This is a genomic window from Gilliamella sp. Nev3-1 (assembly GCF_001690435.1).
GTDB classification, from domain to species: Bacteria; Pseudomonadota; Gammaproteobacteria; order Enterobacterales; family Orbaceae; genus Gilliamella; species Gilliamella apicola_C.
In genome coordinates, this window is the sequence record NZ_LZHN01000074.1 from 61,355 (window position 1) to 85,067 (window position 23,713).

Below are 23,713 nucleotides of genomic sequence, written 5' to 3' on the forward strand. Positions count from 1 at the left end.
CATTTCGGTTCCTCCATAGTTCAGTCGGTAGAACGGCGGACTGTTAATCCGTATGTCACAGGTTCAAGTCCTGTTGGAGGAGCCAACTTCTAAATCCCAAAGCCATCTGAGATAAATTACTTCTTATACACAGCTTCTTTCCTTTATTCCAAATTTTTATCCTGTTGATATTAAAAGTCTATATTGTATTTGCGAAAAAATTATTCATAATAAATTTATTGTTAGATATATATAATGTCATTGAACCATGATTTTGGTGATAATATTTATAGGCAAGGAGTCTTTATTAATGCATATACATTTTATTATTCATGAAGCTTTTGAAGCGCCTGGAGCTTATGAACAATGGGCGATAAATAATCATCACACTATAACTTATTCTCGCATTTATCTTAATGAACCGCTTCCTAATTGCATTGATGATATCGACTTTCTTATTGTTATGGGTGGTCCACAATCGCCGTCAACAACCAAACAAGAGTGTGCCCATTTTGATTCCATAGCAGAACAAGGCGTGATCTTATCTGCGATAAAAGCGGGTAAAATGGTCATTGGTGTGTGTCTAGGTGCACAATTAATTGGCGAAGCATTAGGGGCAAACTATGCCAAAAGCCCAGAAAAAGAGATTGGGAAGTTTCCTATTACACTAACTGAAATCGGTAAAGCCAATCCTTTATTTGCTGATTTTGGAAGTGCATTAGAAGTTGGCCATTGGCACAATGATATGCCTGGTTTAACCAAAGATGCCCAAATTATTGCTTATAGTGAAGGCTGCCCTCGGCAAATCATTGCTTATAATAAATTCGTTTATGGGTTTCAATGCCATATGGAGTTCACGCCTGAAGTTGTTGAATTGCTGATTGCCCATTCGCAAAAAGAGCTTAATCAAGCTGCCAATTACCGCTTTGTTGATACGCCTGAAATGCTTCGCTCGCATGATTACACGGCAATGAATCAAAAACTTTTCGCTTTTCTCGACAAGTTGAGCCAGCACTATCAATCATCTTTAGAAAAATAACTGATTATATATTGTAGATAAGGGAATAGAAAATATGAAAGGTATCATTGTCGATAAACCGATAAAACGCAGTAAATTAAGGCTGAAATTAGGCAAAGAGTATTTTATCTTAAAACGAAAATTAGATTGGTGGCGACATCGTAACATTTATAGTACTGTCGACATAAATAATAATACCTGTTGTTATTCACACAAAAAACATCAGTCTGTTTTATTAAGACCACTAAAAGATGTTGATATGTATTTACAATATAACAAGATCACGAATCTTAGATTAGCCATTGAAAAACTTAATGGTTCAATCATTAAGCCCAATCAACGTTTTTCGATCTGGCAAAAAGTAGGGCGTCCATCCAAAAAACGAGGATTTTTAGAAGGGCTATCATTACATAATGGACAGATAGGCAAAGATATTGGTGGTGGATTATGCCAATTAGGTAATTTGATTTATTGGATTGTGTTACATTCTGATCTCACCATTATGGAGCGTTGGCGGCATAGTTTTGATGTTTTCCCCGATATCAATCGTACAATTCCTTTTGCTTGTGGCGCGACCTTGTCTTATAACTATGTAGATTTACAATTACTCAATAAAACTAATACCACTTACCGGCTTAATCTTTGGCTTGATGATCAATATTTACATGGTGAATTACTTGCTAATATCCCCTTAACTCATCATTATGAAATCCTAGAAACCGATCATCGCATTGAACAACAGTGGTGGGGAGGCTACACCAGACATAATAAAATATGGCAACGCAAAACACATTTAATTGATAACCATGTCGAAGAAAAGCTCATCAGCGAAAACCATGCAATTATGATGTATACTCCATTTATAGCAAGTAATGAAAGCTAATTAGAAAAATAATCATCAGCCTAATCACAGATAGCCACTAACTATCTAAGTGATAGTTTGAGGGCTATTCTAATAGCCCGTATACTCATAAGATAAAGTAGTTGATAATACCTAATATATGAAAGGAGCAAATTTCATGGCTTATACTTTACCCCCTTTACCTTATGCTTATGATGCATTAGAACCTTATATCGATTCTGAAACGATGCATCTTCATCACGATAAACATCATCAAACCTATGTCAACAATGCCAATGCTATCGTTGAAACTTTACCTGCTGAAATTAAAGAATTTAGCCCAAGCGATTTATTAAAAAATTTAGATAAAGTGCCGGCTGATAAACTTACTGGCATTAAAAATAATGTAGGTGGTCATGTTAATCACACGCTTTTCTGGGAATTATTAAAAATCGGTACCGAACTAAAAGGTGAACTTAAAGCTGCCATCGAAAAAGATTTTGGTTCAGTTGATGCATTTAAAGAAAAATTTGCAGCAGCGGCAGCCACTCGCTTTGGATCTGGTTGGGCTTGGTTAGTATTACAAAATGGTAAACTTGAAGTGGTTTCAACAGCTAACCAAGATTCTCCAATAATGGGGGATAAATTTGCTGGCGTTTTTGGTACACCTATCCTAACGCTTGATGTTTGGGAACATGCTTATTATTTGAAATACCAAAATCGTCGTGTTGATTACATCGGTGCATTTTGGAATGTGGTTAACTGGGATAAAGTTGCTGAGCTATACGCTGAAGCAAAAAAATAACCTAGCTTGCACTAAATATCTTCAACTAAAAAGATGGCGCTTTATGCGCTATTTTTACTTTTCGCTGAGCACTTTATTCATCAAGTTTAAGTCAAAACGGTAATTGGCAATTGCTAAATTATGCCCAAATCCGCTACAATGAACGCTTGTAAAAAATCATAAAACTGAGCAAATCAATTTAAATCATGTTTGAAATTAATCCTGTTAAATCAAAGATAGCAGAACTTACCGAACGCACGGCTGTGATTCGGGGGTATCTTTGACTATGATGTAAAAAAAGAACGGCTCGAAGAAGTCAATGCTGAATTAGAGCAATCCGAAGTTTGGGCCGATCCCGAAAAAGCGCAAGCGTTAGGTAAAGAGCGCGTCGCACTAGATGAAATTATCAATACTATCAATTCATTAACGCAAGGTCTTGACGATGTTGAAGGCTTACTTGAACTGGCTATTGAAGCGGAAGATCAAGAGACTTTCGATGAAGCAAACAGCGAACTTGATCAACTAGAAAAAAAACTGGCCGGCCTTGAATTTCGGCGTATGTTTTCAGGCAATTACGATAGCGCAGATTGTTATTTGGATATCCAATCAGGCTCAGGAGGCACTGAAGCACAAGATTGGGCTGAAATGTTACTTAGGATGTATTTGCGTTGGGCTGAATCAAAAGGCTTTGCAACCGACGTGATGGAAGTCTCTGATGGCGATGTTGCCGGTATTAAATCAGCAACGATTAAAGTATCGGGTGATTATGCTTACGGTTGGTTACGTACGGAAACTGGGGTGCATCGCCTTGTCCGTAAAAGCCCATTTGACTCAGGCAATCGACGCCACACCTCGTTTTCGTCAGTATTTGTTTATCCTGAAATTGATGATGATATTGATATCGACATTAACCCAGCCGATCTTCGCATTGATGTGTACCGTGCATCGGGTGCCGGTGGGCAGCATGTGAATAAAACCGAGTCTGCCGTACGTATTACCCATATTCCAACTGGTATTGTGACGCAGTGTCAAAATAACCGTTCACAACATAGCAATAAAGATCAAGCTATGAAGCAGTTAAAAGCAAAACTGTATGAGCTTGAGATGCAGAAAAAAAATGCCGAAAAACAACAGATGGAAGAAAACAAATCTGACATCGGCTGGGGCAGTCAAATTCGCTCTTACGTGCTTGATGATTCACGTATTAAAGATTTACGCACTGGCGTTGAAACGCGTAATACGCAGGCCGTATTAGATGGCGATTTAGATCAATTTATTGAAGAAAGCTTAAAAGCAGGCTTATAAACCGCTTGGCTATAAATAAAAGGTAAAACTATGTCAACAGAGCAGCAAGATCAACAAAATCAAATTGAAGAGTTAAATAACGAACTAAAAGTACGTCGCGAAAAGCTCGCTCATCTTCGCGAACAAGGTGTTGCGTTTCCTAATGATTTTCGCCGTGATGCGATTTCAAACGATCTCCACAAACAATATGGCGATAAAACTAACGAAGAACTCATTGAAAACAAAATTACCGTAACGGTGGCAGGACGTATGATGATGCGCCGTATTATGGGGAAAGCGTCGTTTGTTTCTTTGCAAGATGTTGCTGGGCAGATCCAACTTTATGTTACCCGTGATGATCTCCCTGACGGCTTTTATAACGAGCAATTTAAAAAATGGGATTTAGGTGATATTGTCGGTGCGAAAGGTTACCTATTTAAAACGAAAACAGGCGAGCTTTCTATTCATTGTGAAGAAATTCGTTTACTAACCAAAGCACTACGCCCATTACCTGATAAGTTTCATGGGCTTTCTGATCAAGAAATGCGCTATCGCCAGCGTTACTTGGATCTTATCACCAATCAAGAATCAAGAGAGACGTTTAAAGCGCGTTCAAAGGTGGTTAGCGAAATCCGTAACTTTATGCTTGAAAATCACTTTATGGAAGTTGAAACCCCAATGATGCAAGTCATTCCAGGTGGCGCATCAGCGAAACCATTTATTACGCATCACAATGCGCTTGATTTAGACATGTATCTACGAATCGCGCCAGAACTTTATTTAAAACGTTTAGTGGTGGGTGGCTTTGAACGTGTCTTTGAAATTAACCGTAACTTCCGTAACGAAGGGGTATCGCCAAGACACAATCCAGAATTCACCATGATGGAAATGTATATGGCTTACGCTGACTACAAAGATCTGATTGTATTAACAGAAGCATTATTCCGTCGTTTAGCTATTGCTGTAACTGGCGATGCTGTTGTGCAATATGGCGATCATACTTTTGATTTTGGTAAACCATTTATTAAAATGACCATGCGTGAAGCGATTTGCCATTATCGTCCTGAAACCAATAATGCCGATTTAGATGATTTTGATAAAGCCTGTGCCATTGCCCAATCTATTGGCGTCAAAATTGAAAAAGGTTGGGGACTTGGTCGTGTTGTCACTGAAATTTTTGAAGAAGTGGCTGAAGCAAATTTAATTCAACCAACCTTTATTACTGAGTATCCAGCAGAAGTTTCACCGCTGGCTCGTCGTAATGATGAAAACCCATTTGTTACTGATCGATTCGAATTTTTTATTGGTGGCCGTGAAATTGGCAATGGATTCTCAGAACTCAATGATGCAGAAGATCAAGCACAACGTTTTGCAGATCAAGTATCCCAAAAAGACGCTGGCGATGATGAGGCAATGTTCTATGATGAAGATTACATTACTGCCCTTGAGCATGGTTTGCCACCAACGGCAGGACTTGGTATTGGTATCGACCGTACGGTGATGCTATTTACTAACAGCCATACTATCCGTGATGTTATTTTATTCCCGACGATGCGTCCAGTGAAATAAAGCGTTTATTGCTAAAAACACACTTATTTTCTGATAAGTGTGTTTTTATACTAAAACACATAGTTTTCTGAAACTTTTTGACAAACGACTGTAATAACCATATAAAAACTTTCGTCTTATCACGGATAAGTAGCTTATTTATAAATAAAATTATAAAATAGATTGAGTATAAAACAGGCAATATAATTTTATACGCAAGTTGTGTGATAATTATGAGGTATTTATCCACCTATTCACTTTTTAGATTATATTTTTTGTAAAAAATATTCACGATCCTATACCGTTTTGTGATTAATTGAGAATTTGTAGCACCTACTAGTAAAAATCTGTGATAACCATCGTATTAATCAGCAATTAGCAAAATAGCTTGCCCACCCATGAATGAAAAAACAGAAAGAGATAGCGACTTTAATGAAAATGGGATATTCACGTTTTAAGCGATATTTTTGTAAAAAATATTCAGAATTCTATACCGTTTGGCGATTAATTGAGAATTTATAGTAATAGGTTAACATAGCCATATTATAAATATCGTTGACTATATTTATAGTCAACGATAATTGAATTAATTTAGTGGTTATCAGTCGGTTTGATTTGATGTGGCAGGATCAGATTTAACACAATGGCTAAAATTCCGCACAAACTGATACCTTGTAAAGCATACGATCCAAAATCAAAGATCATCCCACCAATCCCAAAAACTAAGACTAATGAGACAATACACATATTTCGAGGCACGGAAAGATCCACTTTGTGTTTAACTAAAATATTTATGCCTACTGATGCAATGGAACCAAACAATAGCACCATAATTCCCCCCATGACTACTGTTGGAATTGAACTTAAAAAAGCGCCTATCTTGCCAATAAAAGACATTAAAATGGCCCAAATTGCCGCCCATGTCATGACGCGAGTTTTAAAATTACGTGTTAACGTTACCGCACCAATTACTTCTGCATAAGTAATACAGGGTGGACCACCAAAAAATCCCGCTGTCGATGTTGCCAGTCCATCACCGAGTAATGTGCGCTGTAAGCCAGGATCACGCGTGTAATCTTTACCTGTGACAGTACTAATTGCCATAATATCACCCACATGTTCAATGGTTGGTGCAATCACAATTGGCAGCATATACAAAATGGCTTGCCAGTGAAATTCAGGAAATGTGAAATCAGGTACTTTAAACCATGGCGCATCAATCACTGGTTGAAAATTGACAATACCGAACATACAAGAAAGCGTATAACCAACCACAATACCCGAAATAATAGGTAATAATTTTAAAAATCCTTTTGCCCAAATAGCTACCACTAAAGTCGTTAATAATGATGCCATTGAAATAAGAATCAATTGATAATTTTCAGCTTGTAGTCCACTATTTTTACCCATTGCCATCCCAACGGTAACCGGCGCAAGCGATAAGCCAATAACCATAATAATTGGGCCTGTCACAACCGGCGGTAAAATGCGGTCAATAATATGGCTACCATTCATTTTGACTAAGAAAGCAAAAAACATAAAGACCAAACCCGCGGCAACTAAACCACCTAAAGTAGCGGGGATCCCCCACTGCGCAACGCCAAATGAGATAGGGGCAATAAACGCAAATGATGAAGCTAAAAATACCGGTACTTTACCTTTCGTGGTTAATTGAAATAATAAAGTACCTACTCCAGCAGTAAAAAGCGCTACATTGGGATTTAACCCAGTTAACAACGGTACTAATACCAATGCTCCAAATGCGACAAATAACATTTGTGCGCCAGTAAAAATATCCTGCCAAGAATGCTTATGCTGTGATGTTATATTTTCTGTTTTGTCTGTTGTGATGTTGCTCACATCTCGCCTCTCTTACTTAACTAAATTTTTTGTATAACTTGCCTGTTTGACAGGCATAAAAAAACCGGTTTAACCGGTCTAAAATTTGAGATTTTATTTTGTGCCGAATATTTTGTCTCCAGCATCCCCAAGTCCTGGTAGTATGTAGCCTTTTTCGTTCAACCTCTCATCAATTGATGCGGTATAAAGTTCAACATCAGGGTGAGCTTGTTCAAGTACTTTAATACCTTCTGGTGCAGCAACCAAAACTAATACTTTAATATTTTTACAACCTGCTTTTTTAAGCAGGTCGATTGTTGCCACCATTGAACCACCTGTTGCAAGCATTGGATCCACAACTAAAGCCATTCGTTCTTCAATATCAGATGTTAACTTTTGGAAATAAGGGATAGGTTCGAGAGTCTCTTCATTACGATAAAAACCAACAACGCTAATACGGGCACTTGGTATATGTTCAAGCACGCCATCCATCATACCTAAACCTGCGCGCAAGATAGGTACGACGGTAATTTTTTTACCTTTGATACGTTCAACTTCAACAGGCCCACACCAACCTTCTATCGTTACTTTTTCGGTAGGTAGATCAGCCGTTGCTTCATAAGTTAATAAACTGCCAACTTCACTGGCAAGATCACGAAATTCTTTGGTGCTAATGTCGTATTCACGCATTAATCCAATTTTATGACTGACAAGAGGGTGTTTTACTTCAACTATTTTCATGGAGAGCCTCAGTGTTATTTTCTATAATCGGTTAGTCGGTATAAATAACCACTGAGCGGTGATTTTAACATAGATCTCACTTGATGAAAACTAGTAACACGTAGACTAGTAATATAACTATTAATAAAAAAACATGCAAAAATAAGTAATTTAATAATAAAAATGAGTTTTATTTTTGTTTTTTTTCATTAAAATATGTGGCCTGAATAATTTATTTCAGTAATTTAATTAAAAAAGGAATATAAAGAATGAATTGGTTTATTGATTGTATTACAAAAAATTATGCAAATTTTAATGGGCGAGCACGTAGAAAAGAGTATTGGATGTATGTTCTTTTCAATTGTCTTTTAGGGATTGCATTAAACTTTATTGCCTTAATTTTTGGCTCAATCAGCCATTCATTACTATCAGTGATGGTTTTTGTCCAATGCATTATTTCTCTTGCACTAATTATTCCTGGTTTAGCGGTTACAGTACGTCGTTTACATGATATTAATAAATCAGGTTGGTGGATTTTGATTGGATTAATCCCACTAATTGGCGCTATTGTGTTATTTGTGTTTGCATGCCTAGATTCAACACCAGGCAGCAACCAATACGGTGAAAACCCTAAAGGGTTATAGTTTGCTATTAGCCTCATCACCAAACGTGATGGGGTTAATAATTTCAATGTTACCTTTTATTTTATTAAATACTTTCTCCATCTAAATATTCAACAGGCAAATCAACCACTTTTCGATCAATCTTCTCGCCGTTGATTCGTTTTAATAACAGTTCAGCCGCAATCTTCCCCATTTCAATTCTTGGTGTTTGTATAGAAGCTAATTTAGGATTCATATATTGACCAATTTGATGCCCATGAAAGCCAACAATCGCTATCTGTTTTGGAACTTCAATACGCATTCGCTGACACTCTAATAATACGCCCAAGGCCAAATCATCATTGGTACTAAAAATGCCATCAACGCAAGGTAATTCTGTTAAAATCTGATGCAAAAATCGTGCGCCTAACTCATAAGATGACGCTTCTTTAGTTGCTAATGTTCGTGGATTTAATCCCGCTTCTTGCATTGCCTGTTCATAGCCTTGTTGACGAATAATACTTCGTTGATCTTGCCTTGCGCTAAAATAAACAATATTACGACGCCCTTTATCTATCATACGATGAATCATATTTTTCGTTGCAGTAAAATTATCAAATCCGACAGCCATATCAAGACAAGGTGAAACACTGTCCATAATTTCAACCACAGGAACACCCGAAATTTCAATCATCTTTAATGTTGCTGGAGTATGCGTTCTTTCCGTTAAAATTAACCCGTCAATATTATAAGAAAGTAATGAGCGTAAACGTAACTCTTCTTTGTCAGCACTGTATCCGGTATGGGTGATCATGGTTTGATATCCTCTTACATCAGTCACCATCTCAATACCTTTTAAAATATCGGCGAAAACCTGATTGGTTAAAGAAGGGAACACAATACCAATAGCATTACTTTTAGCGTTAGACAGCATATCGGGTGCTTTATTGGGAATATATCCTAGCTTATCTATCGCTGCTGAAATTTGTAATTGGAGTGGTTTTGATACAAGGTTAGGATCACGTAGAAAACGACTGACTGTCATTTTACTTATCCCAATTAAATTGGCAATTTCTTGCAAACTTGTTCGACGTCTTTTATTACTCATTCACTTTTTCCGGTAGCTTTGGCTGCCAATCTATAGCAGTTTTACCTTGCTGTATAATTAGATCATTTGCTTTGGAAAAATGCTTACAGCCCAAAAAACCTCGATGGGCGGATAACGGCGATGGATGTACTGAAGTTAATACATGATGTTTTTGGCGATTAATAAACTGCCCTTTTTTTTGCGCAGGAGACCCCCACAATAAAAAAACCACTCCTTCAAGATATTGATCGATTGCTGCTATCACATGGTCAGTAAAAGTTTCCCAACCTATTTTTGCATGAGAATGGGCTTGTCCTGCTTCAACCGTTAGCACGTTGTTTAATAATAATACACCTTGAGTTGCCCAAGAGGCTAAATAACCATGAGAAGGAATCTTAAAATGTTCAATATCTGCTGATAATTCTTTATAGATATTCAATAACGATGGGGGTGGCTTAATTCCTGGTAAAACAGAAAATGAAAGTCCGTGTGCTTGATTAGGGCCATGATAAGGATCTTGCCCTAAAATCACCACTTTAATTTGATTAAATGGCGTAAAACGAAATGCATTAAACACATCATGCTGTGGTGGATAAATAATTTTACCTTTCGCCCGCTCAGATGCCACAAATTGCATTATTTGTTGAAAATAGGGCTTTTCTTTTTCAGCGCCAATAACATCATGCCATGTTAATTGATTATTCATACAATACCTATGTTCTAATTTTTATATGACTCAACAACACTATTTGCTGATTGCAATAATTATACCTAAAAATCATAATAAACCTAATGCTAATGAGCTTAAGGTTCACTAAACCAAAATATTTATTTAAATATAAAATGTTGCTTTATTGCTCAAGACAGCAATGCTAATAAAATATTCTTATAATACTTCCAATTACGCTACACTTTACACTAAATAAAGTATTATGTTATCTACCCTTATGTTTAGATAATACAAATGTATAGTTAATAAATTTAAAAGAATTAATGCGATAAATAGATTTTCAGGGACATAGAAAAAATACTAACTAAAGGTATTACTTATTGAATTGATAGCTTTTTTTGACTTTAATCAAATTTTGAAAGTGCTATATTAACCCTAGTTATTTTAGGGCAATAAGGCCCCGTTAGGAGGATTTAAAATGATTACAGGTATCCAAATTACTAAAGCAGACAATGCAGCACTTCTTAACTCTTTTTGGTTATTAGATGACGCTACTAAAGAAGCTCGTTGTGTGGCAGCTAAATCAGTTTATAAAGAAGATCAAGTTATCCCAACTGCCGAATTAGGTCAATTCGAATATCGTGAAGTTCCATTAGATGTTGCACCAACCATCAAAGTTGAAGGTGGTCAACACTTAAATGTTAACGTTCTTCGTCGTGAAACTTTAGAAGATGCAGTAAAAAATCCAGAAAAATACCCACAATTAACAATTCGTGTTTCTGGATATGCAGTGCGTTTTAACTCGTTAACTGCAGAACAACAACGCGACGTTATTGCTCGTACATTTACAACGAAAATTTAATTAAATTGAGTTCAAGTTTTATAAAAGATAATCTAAGTAATTAGGTTATCTTTTTTTATGACTTAAATATAACAATATACTAACGCAATAGTTATTAGTGAGGAAAAGTATCCATTAATCGTAGATACTTTTTATGCTTGATGACATTCAGCCCAACGTAAGTACTGTCGCCAGAAAGGATCGAACTCGCATTCAATTTTAACTGATAATGTATTATATCGGTTTGTTATTTGTTGTACTAACTGAAGTGCTGAGTGTTTATTTCCTACATGCCATAACATATTCCTTATACCTTGACTAAAACTGTTTTGACAATGAATACCTCGCTCATCAGCACATAAAGCAAGATTGATAGCATCTTCTAATTCATAAACAAGTGAAAGAGTCTCTTTGCTATCAATATCAACGATAACATTAAGTGCATAACAATAATTTTCATGCCCTACCAAAGAATTAGCCGCTTCATTACGATGCACTAGCATTTTAAGATCAGTTAATTCAAATACAATCCATTGATCCTCTTGAGCATTAAGTACACCTGTGTGTTTTAAATCTTCTTTCCATAATCGATCAAAAATAGTGACAAATTGGTTAGCAGGAATTGTAGCAGCATTGTGATCTGTCTTTAAAAACTCAATAGATTCTACTCTGACAGCAAAATCATATTCACCCAATAGATGATCGAGATAAATCAATGCCATCGTTTCTGCTTGTTTTACCATATCTTCTGGAACAGTCTTAGCAAACATAATACCGATAGATATTTTACGATAACTTTCTTTATATTGAATTAATAAATCAGTTGCGCCTAATGAGAAAGAACTCTCTTTAGATTTTATAACAAATGTATCTACATTATTAATACGCTGACGAAATGCTTCTACTTCGAAAAACTGAAGATCAGGTGCTTGTCGGGTAATTTCCATTACATACTCGAATCGATCAATTTTTCCATTTGTGGTAAAAATAATTTTATGCTTTTTAGTATCCCCTATAGTAATTTCAGCAATTACATCTAACTGATTTTCATCTAATAGCTTATTGATATTTTTCATTATATCGATAAATTCAAATTCATTAAAAGATTGTTCAGATTTTTTTACCTGTTGCCAAAAGTCCTGAATTATCAAACTTAAATGATTTTGTGAGCTTTGTTGCTCTTTTGGTATGTCTTTAATATTAGGAGGTGATTTTTTCCAAAAATTTTTAAAAAACATATATATTATTCCCTTCATGCCATTAAAATCATACATAACTAATATTAATAATTTAACTAATGTATACTACATTCATTTAAAGTTAATAACTATCGATTATCTAATAAGATTATTAATGAAAATATTGTTGTAAGGAAACTTTATTTTATCAAAGTAGAAAAACTAAAAATATTTAAATTAAAAAATGTTATATAATTTAAATGCGAGATTAGTAGCCTAATCTCGCTATTATTTCAGCTGTGATTTTTTTATTCAAAAAACTTTTTCACTTTGTCAAAAAAGCTTTTTTCTTTGGGACTGTGTTTAGAACTTTTGTCAGCTTTAAAGCTTTCAGCCAATTCTTTTAGCAATTCTTTTTGCTTGCTTGTTAAGTTGACTGGTGTTTCAACCACAACATGACAGTAAAGATCACCGATAGTGCTACCGCGCAACGATTTAATGCCTTTACCACGTAGTCGGAACATTTTTCCTGTTTGTGTTTCAGCAGGAATCGTTAAGCTGACCTTACCATTAAGCGTTGGTACTTCAACTTCCCCGCCAAGTGATGCGAGTGCAATATTAATCGGGATTTCACAATGCAGGTTTGTACCATCTCGCTCAAAAATAGCATGTGGTTTAACTTGCATTTGTACATATAAATCGCCTGCAGGTGCTCCGTTTAAACCTGCTTCACCTTCGCCAGAAAGTCGAATACGATTACCTGTATCAACACCGGCTGGAATAGTAACAGAAAGTGTTTTCGTTTTTTGTACACGACCTTCACCATGACACTTTTTACATGGATTTTTTACAACTTTTCCTCGCCCATGACAAGTTGGGCACTCTTGTTGCACGGCAAAAAAACCTTGTCGCATTTGTACAACACCTGAACCATGACAAGTATTGCACGTCACCACATCCGATGATTTTTCAGCTCCTTGTCCATGGCAAGTATCACAACTTACCCAAGTTGGTACTTTAATTTCTTTACTAACACCGGCTGCGGCTTCTTCTAATGTTAGGGTGATATTGTATTGTAAGTCATTACCCCGAGAAGTGGTTTGACTACGCCCTCTACCTCCACCAAAAAAATCACTGAATATATCGTCAAATGCTCCACCACCAAAACCACCAAATCCGCCAAAACCACCAGATCCTGCTCCTTGCCCTTGTTCAAATGCCGCATGACCATATTGATCATAAGCCGCCTTTTTTTGCGGATCAGTTAGGATTTCGTAGGCTTCTTTTACTTCTTTGAATTTTGCTTCAGCTTCGTCTTTATTATCCTGGTTTTTATCAGGATGATATTTCATGGCTAGACGTTTATAGGCTTTTTTTATCTCGCTTTCACTAGCACTTTTACTAACGCCTAATGTTTCATAATAATCTTTCTTCGCCATAATTAACCTTTATTTTTGTTTCTTTTCATAAAGAACTAAACGGGCTTGAGTTACCTCGCGCCCGTTTAACTTGTTATATGTTTAAAACTTGTTGAAATAACTCATTAAAAAACATTTTAGTTAATGTCTATTTTTTATCACCATCAACTTCTTTGAAGTCTGCATCAACAACATCATCTTGCGCAGTAGAGCTTCCGCTATTTGCTTGACCCGCACCTTGAGCTGCTTGGGCTTGTTGTTGTGCTAATTCAAGCAATTTTTTAGATGCCTCCATTAATGCATTAATTTTTGCTTCAATTTCTGCTTTATCTTCGCCACGAGCGGCAACTTCTAAAGCGCTTACGGCATCTTCAATTGCTTTTTTATCATCAGCTGATAACTGATCACCAGCTTCAGTCACTTGTTTACGTGTTGAGTGAACAAGATGATCGGCTTGGTTACGAGTTTGAGCTAGTTCTTCAAATTTACGGTCTGCATCAGCATTAGCTTCCGCATCATTTACCATTTTTTGAATCTCTTCTTCGCTTAATCCTGAAGAGGCTTTAATCGTAATTTTTTGCTCGCGTCCTGTATTTTTGTCTTTTGCCGATACATGTAAAATACCATCAGCATCAATATCAAATGTCACTTCAATTTGTGGCATACCACGTGGTGCAGGTTGAATACCATCTAGATTGAATTGACCTAATGATTTATTATCACCCGCACGTTTACGCTCACCTTGTAATACATGAATAGTTACGGCTGATTGATTATCTTCAGCAGTTGAGAACACTTGGCTATGTTTAGTTGGGATAGTTGTGTTCTTTTCAATTAACGCTGTCATCACACCACCCATAGTCTCAATACCTAAAGACAATGGTGTAACATCAAGTAATAAAACATCTTTAACATCACCGCCAAGTACACCACCTTGAACAGCAGCACCAACAGCAACCGCTTCATCAGGGTTTACATCTTTACGTGGCTCTTTACCAAAGAAGTCAGCAACCGCTTTTTGAACCATTGGCATACGTGTTTGGCCACCAACAAGAATAACGTCTTTAATGTCAGAAACAGAAAGACCTGCATCTTGTAATGCTGTTTTTACAGGATCCATTGAGCGTTTAACCAAATCTTCAACTAAAGACTCAAGTTTTGCACGTGTTACTTTAATATTTAAATGTTTTGGACCGCTTGCATCAGCTGTAATATACGGTAGATTAATATCTGTTTGTTGAGCAGATGATAATTCAATTTTTGCTTTTTCTGCTGCTTCTTTCAAGCGTTGCATAGCAAGTGGATCATTTTTCAAATCAAAGTTTTGTTCACGTTTAAATTCGTCAACTAAATAATTGATTAAGCGTGAGTCGAAATCTTCACCACCTAAGTGTGTATCACCATTTGTTGCTAATACTTCAAAGGTTTTTTCACCATCAACATCGTCGATTTCGATGATTGAGATATCAAATGTACCACCACCAAGGTCATAAACAGCGATAGTGCGGTTGCCGACATCTTTGTCTAAACCATAAGCGAGTGCTGCAGCTGTTGGTTCGTTGATAATGCGTTTAACATCAAGCCCAGCAATACGGCCTGCATCTTTAGTTGCTTGGCGTTGAGCATCATTAAAATAAGCTGGAACTGTAATTACTGCTTCAGTAACAGCTTCGCCAAGATAGTCTTCTGCTGTTTTTTTCATTTTCTTTAATACTTCAGCAGAAATTTGTGGTGGTGCAATTTTTTGACCTTTAACATCAACCCATGCATCGCCATTATCTGCTTTCACAATTTTATATGGCATGATGCTAACATCACGTTGCACTTCAGCATCTTCAAAACGACGACCAATTAAACGTTTAATTGCAAATAAGGTGTTTTGTGGATTGGTTACAGCTTGGCGTTTTGCTGGTTGACCAACTAATGTTTCACCATCTTGGGTATAAGCAATAATCGAAGGAGTTGTGCGATCGCCTTCTGCATTTTCTAATACTTTTGCTTGACCATTGTCCATTACAGCAACACATGAGTTTGTTGTTCCTAAGTCAATACCAATAATTTTACCCATAATTTATTCTCCTAAAAATCTGTAATTTATTCCTTGTATATAGGGTTTAAATATGAATTTTCAAGCCCTTAATTTCACAAAGAAATGTTTTTGTTTTCACATAAATGGGAACATTATTATTAATATCAAGGGGTGATAAAAAATAATTTTTCCTGAAATCTTGATTATCGCGTTTTCTGCACTTATTATTGCCGCTCTTTTTAATCATCAAACTTAATTTATAGGATCCTTATGGAACAAACAAAACTTGCAAATCCTGGCCCTTTAGGCTTAATGGGGTTTGGTATGACAACAATTTTATTAAATATTCATAATGCAGGATTTTTCCCTGCTATGACGGTTATTGTCTCGATGGGTATTTTTTATGGTGGTCTTGCACAAGTCATTGCTGGCATTTTAGAATTTCGAAAAGGCAATACGTTTGGTACTACAGCATTTACGTCTTATGGCTTCTTTTGGATTGCGTTAGTGGGCATTTGGTATTTACCGACCTCTGCTGCCACAGCACCATCTGATGCAACTTTTGTTGGTATTTTTCTTGCTTTATGGGGCATTTTTACTGGGTTTATGTTTATTGGTACATTAAAAGGTAATAGAGCATTACAATTTGTTTTTGCGAGTTTAACCATTTTATTTGCTTTATTAGCTATTGGTAATATTTCAGGTAATCATAGTATTATTCATATTGCTGGTTTTGAAGGCATTATTTGTGGAGCAAGTGCCGTTTATTTGGCAATGGCAGAAGTGATTAATGAGCAATTTGGTCGTACTATTTTACCGATTGGTGCACCAAAAGGCGTTGCGCATTAATTGATGTATCACCCCTACCTAATTATTTTGGTTGGGGTGATTTCTTATCTTCACAATAACGTTACCTCTACTATTTATCATTATTGCTACTTATCAATGCTCGACTTATTTCAAGCAGGGATTGAGTATGTTTGTTTATCACTTTATCCGACAAGTAGTTATCTTTTGCGCTATGGGCATTTTTTATAACAATTTTACCATTTTCATCTATATCACCCGATGTGATCATGATGTAATTAGGTAGTTGTGTTTCCATTTTGTCACTGTAAAAAGTAATATTTTTTAGTTGTAGATTTGATTGTTGCGGTTTTAGAAATATTAACTTGTTACCATTGCCAATACTATCGATAAAAATAAATTTTTTGTTTTTCATTTGGTTAGAATAGTTTTCCAACATTTTTAAACCATATTGGTTACTATTGCCACCATCACATAAAACAAAAGCTATTTTTTTCTTCTCTTTTTTATTAAGTTTATTAATTAAATTTATGATGGTAATAATGCTTGATGAATTACAAACAAAGTTCTTTTGGTTAGGAATGCCACTTTTAAATTTAAAGACGAAAAAAAATAACAAAACCGTTGAAATAATTGAGCCAACGCCTGAAATACTAAAAAAACCTTGAGTACGGATATCAGGAATAAAAACAAAATAATTTAGTATCAATGAAGCAATGAATAAAATAATGATTGGCGCAATACTGATAAAGTAACTTAATTTACTAAATTGTGGAGAAAATGCGTATTTTTTTTGAAAATTAAAGTTATTAACGCCAGTATCGTAATAAGTGCAAATAATTAATTCAGCTTTATTGAAATCACCAATATAAGCATTGTAATAGTTTTCATATCGTCTTGTTGCTAATTTCAACTTGGCTAGTTTAGCATCAACCATATAGCCTAATTGAATTAGTTCTTTAGATATCACTCTTAAAAAAGCAATCTTTTGTTTAGCAGAAAATCGTTTACCAAATATGACACAGTATCGGAGCACAAGATCTTTAAGTATTTCCATTATTAATAAACTATTTAGATATAAAAATTAAACATTATAGTGAATATGACTTTGTTAATCATATTCACTATACACTTGATAATATTATCAATTAGCAAAATTAAACTAATTAATAATCATCCTCATTCTGAGATTGGTTGGAATGAGTAATATTAGCAATAGCGTCTTGAATATTATCATGACCCGCCTCAAGACACTCTTTGGCTAATTCTTGTACTGACAATGAGTCTCTATTACATACCGCATTAATTACCATTGGTAAGCTCATGCCGGTAATAACTCTAACATCCATACCCAATTCACGCCATTGAGGCACGCATCTCATTGAAGCATTGTAAGGAGAGGCTCCATATAGATCGACAAAAATTAAGACTCCTTTGCCTGAATCTAAAGATTTTGAACAATTAAATAGATCCGTTTTTAATTGATTAATATCTTGCCCTGGATTAAGTGATAGTGTTTCAAATTTGTCTTGTTCCCCAACTATCATTGTTACACTATCTTTCATTCCCGCAGCCATGTTGCCATGGCTAATTAATAAGACACCTATCATTTTTACCTTCCTATATTACTCAAACATTTTGATTGCTTCATTTAATGTTATTTTTTTCAATGAAGGCGTTGCTTGAAAGTAGATATCCATATCTGGGTAACTATTTTGTAAATCGATCAATAGATCAAGTTGCTCTTTGTTTATCGATACTTCTTTAATTATTGATGTTGCCCCAGGTACTAGCGGTAAACCTCCAATATTTAGGTTTGTTATTGGTACGCCTGCTTTAATGATTTTATACATTACTTCAATATTTTTAGTAAGTAAGATAACATTAAAGTCATCGTACTTACGATCATTCCAATATCTTACAGCACCATCTTCTTTTAGTACTCTGATTTTATGTCCAGTGCTAGCTCCGGCGCCTAGAATGATATTTTTTGTGAATTCGTCATTTGCTGAATAGTCATCTGCAACAAATAAAGCATTAGCACCAGCCGCTTTAGAAACATTAGTTGCAACTTGACCATGAATAAGACGACTATCCACTCGAGCTAAAACAACTTTTCCCATAATTTAAAACCTCTTTTTTAATTATTTTATAAAATACCAATTGCTGCTAAAACACCAAGTATAATGGTTAATCCTACTAATGCTCTGGTTACTTTTAAACCTTTTTGGGAGAAATAAAAATACAATCCCATTACAACAATGAGGGGTAACGCACCAGGTAGAATCTTATCTAATGTATCTTGTATAACAAAATCTTTGCCTGATAAGGTAAATTTTAAACTTGAGGATACTTTAATATAGCTAGCTGCTAAGATGCCCATCATAAATAAACCTAAAATAGATAAGCCTTCGATAAGCATCTGCATTTTGTTACCCACAACTTCTGTCGCAGCGTTTCTTCCTAATTTAAATCCTAGTTGAGCAAAATAATAGCCTACAAAAAGTTGGTAGATTACAAAGGCAAAGAAGGGGAATAATGCACCAATAGCCAATCCTTCTTGTGCCCAAGGGAGTGCAATTGCAATAAAAATATATTGTATTGTACCAGAATCAATAGCATCACCAATGCCAGCTAAAGCCCCCATTAAACCTGCTTTAGTGTTATAAAGTACGTCATTATCAATACTGATAGGTTTATTTTGATAAACTTCATCGGCTCTAACAGATTCAAGTGAGGCCATAATTCCCGAAATTGTCCCACCACCCCATGTTATTTGCGTATTAAAGAACAATAAATGTCTTTGATAGGCAGCAGCAAGTTCACTTTTTGATTTGTATAGTTTTTTAAGAATTGGCATTAATCCCCACATTAAAGATGCAGCAAGATAACGATCAAATGAGTGTGGGATTTCATTTGCGTAATACCATCGTAACCAAGCAATTGTGATATCCTTTTTCGTGATTGCTTCTGGCTTCAGATCAATACTTTCTTGTACGATTTCTGTCATTATAATATTCCTCTATCTAGTTTATTAATCGAATAACTACAGATTAATAATCGTCATCATCTTGATTGTTATTATTGGGATTATTTCTAGGTTGCTCTGCCGCACAATTCACTGCTTCACTTTTTGCTAAAACAAAAATAAATGCAACAATAGCGCCAACAATGGCGTAGGTTACCATTGTTACATTAAGTGGTTTTGCAATTACCGCAATAAAATAAGCCAATAAGAAGAATATGATGTAACTCTTTTTACCAATCACATAAATGGTTAATGCAATACCAACAGCTGCCAGCCCACCACCTATAACATTAAGGATATGAAAAACAAGTCCACCAGCATTTGATTTAATTACATCGGCAATAATCGGCGCACCAAAGTATAATGCGACAAACATAAATGGTATAAATAAAGCACAGCTACAAATAATGGGTAGTATGATTATGGAGAAAGTTAATTTTGAACTATTGGCTTCTTGCGCATATTTTTCAGTTAATTTCATAATCATAGTATTAAAGAAAAATCGTAGTTGATATAAATAAGAGCCTAATAAACCTACAGGGACAGCGACCGCAACAGCAGCTGTTGGTTCCATTTTTCCAAGTAATGCAACAGGAACAGCAACTGCTGTAGCAATGGAAGGCTCTGATGGCATTTGACCACCAGGAGAAAAGACACCCATATAAATTAGCTGTATTGCAGCTGTTGTTATCATTGCATTTGCAATATCATTAAATACAACACCAACAATTAAACCTGTCATCATTGGAGTAAATCTTAACGTTAATGTTGCTCCCCCCAATCCCCGTGACATTACCATCGCAACCCATACAGAAATAATCGCTGCCTGCAGAAAAGTTACATGCATTTCTGGCATATATAAACTCCTTAATGTTTTTTATTATTACTTAATAATTAAAAATAAATCATTAAGAAACAACTGATTGAAGTTCTAGTTTATTAACAAAATTCTCTACATCTTGCACACATTTTTCCCCCATACCTTGCAAACATTCAATTGCATAAGCGGAAGTATGTGGTGTAACAAGCACTTTAGGATGTTTAACTAAGGGGTTATCGTTATATGCTGGTTCAGCATACATTACGTCAGTTGCATGCCCAGCAACAATACCACTATCAAGCGCAGTTAATAATGCGCTTTCATCAATCAATTCAGCTCTTGCGGTATTGGTGATATAAACACCTTTTTTCATTAAAGAGAATTGGTGCGCTTTTAAAATGTGGTAACTGGTTTCATTTAAGGATGCGTTTAAAGAGATGATGTCTGCATGTTGTAGTAGATAATTTAAATCGACAATTTCAATGTTATTTTCACTCGCCCACTGTTTATTGACATTAGGATCAACAACAAGTAGCTGGGCATTAAAACCATGTTTAAATATTTCTGCTACTCGACTACCAATGTTGCCACAGCCAATAATACCAACAACTTTACCAGTAACATTAATACCTAAAAAAGAGGCTCTATTTTTCCATTCATTTGACTTAACGGCAGCTTGAGATTGCACTGTTTGTCTGATTAATGCCAGCAAATTGGTTACTGCATTTTCAGCAACAGCATCGCGTTCAACCAACGGGGGAACAATAGTAACAATTGTTCCATGCTCTTTAGCAGCAATAACATCAACGTTATTAAACCCTATTCCATGGCGAGAAAGTAAAAATAAAGGATCTTTTTTGTTATCAAAAAATGCTTTATCAAAAAATGGTCTGACACTTGCAATTACAATATTGAACCCTTGCAATGCATCAGCTAATTCTTTTCCAGAAATACTATTTTCAAAAGTAAAATGTTTTACTTCACCTATTTTTTCTAATCGTTTTAAATGATCAGGAAAATATTTCCCAAAACTACTTGAGTTGATTATTGCAATTTTATAATTTTTCACTCAATGCTCCTAATTAATAAATCACCACTCTTACAATTATATTTATTGGAAAATAAACAGTATCTACTTCCTACCCAATCACTATGTGACTGGTAACATTAAGTATAGTTTATTAAATTCAGAGAAAAATGAATTTAGATCACATATTTAATAAAATATTTTCATAAAATGATTCAAGACATGATGTATAGAAAATTGCGTTTTTTCAAAAACACATATCAATCAATGAAACGGACAAACTAAATTTTAAAAGAATGAAAAGTTTTCAATAAATGATTAGGTTATCGTTGAGTGAAAAATGGGGAATATATAGCTATTAAACTATGATATTTTAGTTAAATTGAATTTTACAAAAATTAGATTAATCAGAATACTCCAGCTAAATATAAAAAAAGGGCATATAGCCCTTTTTACAGATTTGAATTAGATAATGTTATCTTGAGTCTAATCTTTATTTCTTATAGGCATCATTATGCACACCTACCGCCGCACGCCCTGACGGATCGTTTAGGTTTTTAAATGATTCATCCCATTCAATTGCTTTCGCAGTTGAGCAAGCAACTGTTGGACCACCAGGTACACAATGAGCTGCACTTTCAAGTGGGAATAGTTCGTTAAAAATCTCACGATACATATAGGCTTCTTTTGAAGTCGGCGTATTGTATGGGAAACGGAACTTTGCATTTTCTAATTGCTGATCAGTAATTTTACTTTCGGCAATCTCTTTTAATGTATCAATCCAGCTATAACCCACACCGTCAGAGAATTGTTCTTTTTGACGCCAAACAACCGATGCTGGTAAATAAGACTCAAAGGCTTCGCGCACAATGTGTTTTTCCATTTTACCATTACTACCACACATTTTATCTTTTGGATTAATGCGCATAGCAACATCTAAGAATTTCTTATCAAGGAATGGAACTCGAGCTTCAACACCCCATGCCGCCATTGCCTTATTAGCACGAGCACAATCATACATATGTAACGCTGCTAATTTGCGTACGGTTTCTTCATGGAACTCTTTGGCATTTGGTGCTTTGTGGAAATAGAGATAACCACCAAACACTTCATCAGCACCTTCACCAGAAAGTACCATTTTGATGCCCATGGCTTTGATTTTACGCGCCATTAAATACATTGGTGTGGACGCACGAATAGTGGTGACATCATAAGTTTCAATGAAATAAATTACGTCACGAATCGCATCAATACCTTCTTGAATGGTAAAGTTAATTTCGTGGTGAACTGTACCTAGATGATCAGCAACCGCTTGTGCAGCTTTAAGATCTGGAGCACCTTTTAAACCTACAGCAAATGAGTGCAACTGTGGCCACCATGCTTCTGATTTTTCGTGATCTTCAACACGGCGTGCTGAGAATTTTTTAGTGATTGCTGAAATGACCGAAGAATCAAGCCCACCTGATAATAGAACACCGTAAGGCACATCAGACATTAAGTGGCTTTTTACCGAATCTTCTAATGCAACACGCAGTGCATTAATATCCGTCTTATTGTCTTTCACATTTTCGTAATCCATCCAGTCACGTTTGTAATACGTTTTGATTTCACCTTCGGTGCTCGATAGATAGCATCCTGGAGGGAAAGCCTCAATGGTTTTACAAACTGGTACTAAGGCTTTCATTTCAGAGGCAACATAAAATGTGCCATTTTCATCATGACCTGTATACATTGGAATAATACCAATGTGGTCACGGCCAATAAAATAGCTCCCTTTATTGATATCATAAAGGATAAAAGCAAACATACCTTGTAATTCATCAAGGCAATCAATACCTTTTTCTTGATATAAAGCAAGAATCACTTCACAGTCAGAACCTGTTTGAAACTCATAACGATCTTTGTACTGATTTCGGAGTTCTTGATGATTGTAAATTTCGCCATTTACCGCTAAAACTAGGGTTTTATCTTTATTATAAAGGGGCTGAGATCCTGTATTGACATCCACAATTGATAAACGTTCATGAGCAAGAATAGCTTTATCAGACGCAAAAATACCAGACCAATCAGGACCACGATGACGCTGTAGACATGATAACTCTAGTGCTTTTGTTCGTAGTTGTTCTGGATCTGATTTAATATCAAGAATACCTAAAATCGAACACATTGATTTTCTCCATTTCAAATCGCATA

The 23,713-nt window shown here is 35.5% G+C and carries 22 protein-coding genes and 1 tRNA gene; 9 read left to right on the top strand and 14 right to left on the bottom strand.

The genetic code is table 11. The features are described 5' to 3' along the window. Window positions 1-9: 9 nt before the first annotated feature. From A9G40_RS11845 to lysS, 6 genes are all read left to right on the top strand, one after another. Window positions 10-85: transfer RNA gene (locus A9G40_RS11845), tRNA-Asn, on the top strand. A gap of 204 nt (window positions 86-289) precedes the next feature. Further along, window positions 290-1,018 carry a type 1 glutamine amidotransferase gene (locus A9G40_RS11850; protein ID WP_065583203.1) on the top strand — a complete coding sequence of 243 codons (729 nt, stop codon included), beginning with the start codon at window positions 290-292 and terminating at the stop codon, window positions 1,016-1,018. A 34-nt stretch (window positions 1,019-1,052) separates the two neighbouring features. After that, on the top strand, window positions 1,053-1,880 hold the full coding sequence (locus A9G40_RS11855) for a VanW family protein (RefSeq protein WP_065583204.1): 828 nt from the start codon (window positions 1,053-1,055) through the stop codon (window positions 1,878-1,880). Between the two features lie 136 nt (window positions 1,881-2,016). After that, window positions 2,017-2,643 (top strand): Fe-Mn family superoxide dismutase, encoded by a 627-nt coding sequence (locus tag A9G40_RS11860; protein WP_065583205.1) that lies wholly within the window; start codon window positions 2,017-2,019, stop codon window positions 2,641-2,643. Between the two features lie 185 nt (window positions 2,644-2,828). Then, window positions 2,829-3,927 (top strand): peptide chain release factor 2 gene (gene prfB / locus A9G40_RS11865; protein WP_141675263.1). Its coding sequence is split into 2 segments (ribosomal slippage): window positions 2,829-2,903 and window positions 2,905-3,927, totalling 1,098 coding nucleotides; the frame shifts between segments, so codons are not numbered across the junction. Window positions 3,928-3,957: 30 nt separating this feature from the next. Beyond that, the gene (gene lysS / locus A9G40_RS11870; RefSeq protein WP_065583207.1) at window positions 3,958-5,475 is read left to right on the top strand and encodes a lysine--tRNA ligase; all 1,518 of its coding nucleotides are present in this window, start codon (window positions 3,958-3,960) and stop codon (window positions 5,473-5,475) included. Between the two features lie 570 nt (window positions 5,476-6,045). Here lysS and A9G40_RS11875 read toward each other — a convergent pair. Both A9G40_RS11875 and upp read right to left on the bottom strand, forming a co-directional pair. Further along, on the bottom strand, window positions 6,046-7,305 hold the full coding sequence (locus tag A9G40_RS11875) for a uracil-xanthine permease family protein (protein ID WP_442902732.1): 1,260 nt from the start codon (window positions 7,303-7,305) through the stop codon (window positions 6,046-6,048). A 102-nt stretch (window positions 7,306-7,407) separates the two neighbouring features. Then, a complete protein-coding gene (gene upp / locus A9G40_RS11880; RefSeq protein WP_065583208.1) occupies window positions 7,408-8,034 on the bottom strand; it encodes a uracil phosphoribosyltransferase in 627 nt (208 codons plus the stop codon). 248 nt (window positions 8,035-8,282) lie between these two features. Here upp and A9G40_RS11885 point away from each other — a divergent pair, with 248 nt between their 5' ends. Then, on the top strand, window positions 8,283-8,657 hold the full coding sequence (locus A9G40_RS11885) for a DUF805 domain-containing protein (RefSeq protein WP_065583209.1): 375 nt from the start codon (window positions 8,283-8,285) through the stop codon (window positions 8,655-8,657). A gap of 64 nt (window positions 8,658-8,721) precedes the next feature. On the opposite strand, the gene gntR is transcribed toward A9G40_RS11885, so the two are convergent. Both gntR and ung read right to left on the bottom strand, forming a co-directional pair. Then, on the bottom strand, window positions 8,722-9,723 hold the full coding sequence (gntR, locus tag A9G40_RS11890; RefSeq protein WP_065583210.1) for a gluconate operon transcriptional repressor GntR: 1,002 nt from the start codon (window positions 9,721-9,723) through the stop codon (window positions 8,722-8,724). Further along, entirely contained in the window at window positions 9,716-10,408 is a 693-nt protein-coding gene (gene ung, locus A9G40_RS11895) for a uracil-DNA glycosylase (RefSeq protein WP_065583211.1), read from the bottom strand. The genes gntR and ung overlap by 8 nt, the downstream gene beginning before the upstream one ends. A 442-nt stretch (window positions 10,409-10,850) precedes the next feature. On the opposite strand from ung, the gene grcA reads away from it, so the two are divergent. Beyond that, complete coding sequence (grcA, locus tag A9G40_RS11900) at window positions 10,851-11,234, top strand: autonomous glycyl radical cofactor GrcA (protein WP_065566106.1); 384 nt, start codon at window positions 10,851-10,853, stop codon at window positions 11,232-11,234. A 131-nt stretch (window positions 11,235-11,365) separates the two neighbouring features. Here the strand turns inward: grcA and A9G40_RS11905 are convergent, their stop codons facing one another. The 3 genes from A9G40_RS11905 to dnaK all read right to left on the bottom strand — a co-directional run bounded on the left by A9G40_RS11905 (window position 11,366) and on the right by dnaK (window position 15,877). Beyond that, on the bottom strand, window positions 11,366-12,451 hold the full coding sequence (locus A9G40_RS11905; protein ID WP_065583212.1) for a hypothetical protein: 1,086 nt from the start codon (window positions 12,449-12,451) through the stop codon (window positions 11,366-11,368). A gap of 248 nt (window positions 12,452-12,699) precedes the next feature. After that, a complete protein-coding gene (dnaJ, locus tag A9G40_RS11910) occupies window positions 12,700-13,830 on the bottom strand; it encodes a molecular chaperone DnaJ (protein ID WP_065583213.1) in 1,131 nt (376 codons plus the stop codon). A gap of 127 nt (window positions 13,831-13,957) precedes the next feature. Continuing rightward, a complete protein-coding gene (dnaK, locus tag A9G40_RS11915; protein WP_065583214.1) occupies window positions 13,958-15,877 on the bottom strand; it encodes a molecular chaperone DnaK in 1,920 nt (639 codons plus the stop codon). 231 nt (window positions 15,878-16,108) lie between these two features. On the opposite strand from dnaK, the gene satP reads away from it, so the two are divergent. Next, window positions 16,109-16,687: an acetate uptake transporter gene (gene satP / locus A9G40_RS11920; protein WP_065583215.1), complete on the top strand. Its 579-nt coding sequence runs from the start codon at window positions 16,109-16,111 to the stop codon at window positions 16,685-16,687. 70 nt (window positions 16,688-16,757) lie between these two features. On the opposite strand, the gene A9G40_RS11925 is transcribed toward satP, so the two are convergent. The 7 genes from A9G40_RS11925 to asnB form a co-directional block, all read right to left on the bottom strand. Continuing rightward, window positions 16,758-17,702: a hypothetical protein gene (locus A9G40_RS11925; protein WP_065583216.1), complete on the bottom strand. Its 945-nt coding sequence runs from the start codon at window positions 17,700-17,702 to the stop codon at window positions 16,758-16,760. A gap of 109 nt (window positions 17,703-17,811) precedes the next feature. Then, complete coding sequence (locus A9G40_RS11930) at window positions 17,812-18,255, bottom strand: PTS sugar transporter subunit IIA (RefSeq protein ID WP_065583217.1); 444 nt, start codon at window positions 18,253-18,255, stop codon at window positions 17,812-17,814. Window positions 18,256-18,270: 15 nt separating this feature from the next. Beyond that, window positions 18,271-18,768, bottom strand: coding sequence for a PTS system mannose/fructose/N-acetylgalactosamine-transporter subunit IIB (locus tag A9G40_RS11935; RefSeq protein ID WP_065559971.1), 498 nt, complete (start codon window positions 18,766-18,768; stop codon window positions 18,271-18,273). A 26-nt stretch (window positions 18,769-18,794) separates the two neighbouring features. Further along, entirely contained in the window at window positions 18,795-19,655 is an 861-nt protein-coding gene (locus A9G40_RS11940) for a PTS system mannose/fructose/sorbose family transporter subunit IID (RefSeq protein ID WP_065583218.1), read from the bottom strand. 43 nt (window positions 19,656-19,698) lie between these two features. Further along, entirely contained in the window at window positions 19,699-20,520 is an 822-nt protein-coding gene (locus A9G40_RS11945) for a PTS sugar transporter subunit IIC (protein WP_081295699.1), read from the bottom strand. Between the two features lie 61 nt (window positions 20,521-20,581). Next, on the bottom strand, window positions 20,582-21,562 hold the full coding sequence (locus tag A9G40_RS11950) for a D-isomer specific 2-hydroxyacid dehydrogenase family protein (RefSeq protein WP_065583220.1): 981 nt from the start codon (window positions 21,560-21,562) through the stop codon (window positions 20,582-20,584). A 451-nt stretch (window positions 21,563-22,013) separates the two neighbouring features. Further along, window positions 22,014-23,687: an asparagine synthase B gene (asnB, locus tag A9G40_RS11955; protein ID WP_065583221.1), complete on the bottom strand. Its 1,674-nt coding sequence runs from the start codon at window positions 23,685-23,687 to the stop codon at window positions 22,014-22,016. Between the last annotated feature and the right edge of the window lie 26 nt (window positions 23,688-23,713).

What these genes read in the sequence shown, in the direction of transcription:
- A9G40_RS11850 (WP_065583203.1), top strand. Translation starts at nt 290, where the DNA reads ATGCATATACATTTTATTATTCATGAAGCTTTTGAAGCGCCTGGAGCT.
- A9G40_RS11855 (WP_065583204.1), top strand. Translation starts at nt 1,053, where the DNA reads ATGAAAGGTATCATTGTCGATAAACCGATAAAACGCAGTAAATTAAGG.
- A9G40_RS11860 (WP_065583205.1), top strand. Translation starts at nt 2,017, where the DNA reads ATGGCTTATACTTTACCCCCTTTACCTTATGCTTATGATGCATTAGAA.
- lysS (WP_065583207.1), top strand. Translation starts at nt 3,958, where the DNA reads ATGTCAACAGAGCAGCAAGATCAACAAAATCAAATTGAAGAGTTAAAT.
- upp (WP_065583208.1), bottom strand. Translation starts at nt 8,034, where the DNA reads ATGAAAATAGTTGAAGTAAAACACCCTCTTGTCAGTCATAAAATTGGA.
- A9G40_RS11885 (WP_065583209.1), top strand. Translation starts at nt 8,283, where the DNA reads ATGAATTGGTTTATTGATTGTATTACAAAAAATTATGCAAATTTTAAT.
- gntR (WP_065583210.1), bottom strand. Translation starts at nt 9,723, where the DNA reads ATGAGTAATAAAAGACGTCGAACAAGTTTGCAAGAAATTGCCAATTTA.
- ung (WP_065583211.1), bottom strand. Translation starts at nt 10,408, where the DNA reads ATGAATAATCAATTAACATGGCATGATGTTATTGGCGCTGAAAAAGAA.
- grcA (WP_065566106.1), top strand. Translation starts at nt 10,851, where the DNA reads ATGATTACAGGTATCCAAATTACTAAAGCAGACAATGCAGCACTTCTT.
- A9G40_RS11905 (WP_065583212.1), bottom strand. Translation starts at nt 12,451, where the DNA reads ATGTTTTTTAAAAATTTTTGGAAAAAATCACCTCCTAATATTAAAGAC.
- dnaJ (WP_065583213.1), bottom strand. Translation starts at nt 13,830, where the DNA reads ATGGCGAAGAAAGATTATTATGAAACATTAGGCGTTAGTAAAAGTGCT.
- dnaK (WP_065583214.1), bottom strand. Translation starts at nt 15,877, where the DNA reads ATGGGTAAAATTATTGGTATTGACTTAGGAACAACAAACTCATGTGTT.
- satP (WP_065583215.1), top strand. Translation starts at nt 16,109, where the DNA reads ATGGAACAAACAAAACTTGCAAATCCTGGCCCTTTAGGCTTAATGGGG.
- A9G40_RS11925 (WP_065583216.1), bottom strand. Translation starts at nt 17,702, where the DNA reads ATGGAAATACTTAAAGATCTTGTGCTCCGATACTGTGTCATATTTGGT.
- A9G40_RS11930 (WP_065583217.1), bottom strand. Translation starts at nt 18,255, where the DNA reads ATGATAGGTGTCTTATTAATTAGCCATGGCAACATGGCTGCGGGAATG.
- A9G40_RS11935 (WP_065559971.1), bottom strand. Translation starts at nt 18,768, where the DNA reads ATGGGAAAAGTTGTTTTAGCTCGAGTGGATAGTCGTCTTATTCATGGT.
- A9G40_RS11940 (WP_065583218.1), bottom strand. Translation starts at nt 19,655, where the DNA reads ATGACAGAAATCGTACAAGAAAGTATTGATCTGAAGCCAGAAGCAATC.
- A9G40_RS11945 (WP_081295699.1), bottom strand. Translation starts at nt 20,520, where the DNA reads ATGCATGTAACTTTTCTGCAGGCAGCGATTATTTCTGTATGGGTTGCG.
- asnB (WP_065583221.1), bottom strand. Translation starts at nt 23,687, where the DNA reads ATGTGTTCGATTTTAGGTATTCTTGATATTAAATCAGATCCAGAACAA.